The organism is Actinomadura napierensis, from assembly GCF_039529375.1.
Lineage (GTDB): Bacteria > Actinomycetota > Actinomycetes > Streptosporangiales > Streptosporangiaceae > Spirillospora > Spirillospora napierensis.
Window position 1 is genome coordinate 1 of the sequence record NZ_BAAAMR010000362.1, and the last position, 598, is coordinate 598.

The 598-nt window shown below is 52.8% G+C and carries 1 protein-coding gene; it reads left to right on the forward strand.

The window, feature by feature from the left end:
- Window positions 1-598: IS66 family transposase (locus ABD296_RS49930; RefSeq protein WP_344285684.1), on the forward strand; the 598-nt coding region annotated here is incomplete at both ends.

Below are 598 nucleotides of genomic sequence, written 5' to 3' on the forward strand. Positions count from 1 at the left end.
CTACGAAGGTGATGGCGAAGTCTTAAATGAGGCCGAACAGCTGATTGAAGACGAGTCAGTAGCGACAGAGCCAGATAATCAGACGACCGAGAGCGCTGAGAAAGCCGCTAAGCCACGCCGCCCACGGATTGCCCCTGAGCTGCCGCGCGTTGATGTTATCCATGATATTGACGATAAAACCTGTACCTGCTGCGGCCATGCGCTGCATCAAATGGGTGAAGAAGTCAGTGAGCAACTCGAGTTCGTCCCAGCACAAATCCGGGTGCTTAGAAACGTGCGGCTGAAATACAGCTGCCGGCAGTGTGAGACCAACGGCACCAAGGTCGAGATAAAAATTGCCGATGTGCCGCCAGCAGTTATCCCGAAAAGCATGGCCACACCGAGTCTGCTTGCCCAAATCATCAGCAGCAAAATGCACTATGGCTTGCCGCTGTACCGTCAGGAGCAGTTGTTTAATCAGGCCGGCATTGAGCTTAGCCGTCAAACGATGAGCCGCTGGCTGATAAGCTGTGCAGAGAAACTGAAACCGTTACTGGCGTTAATGAAAGCTGAGCTTCTGAAACAGCCGGTGCTATGGGCAGATGAAACCACGGTTAAT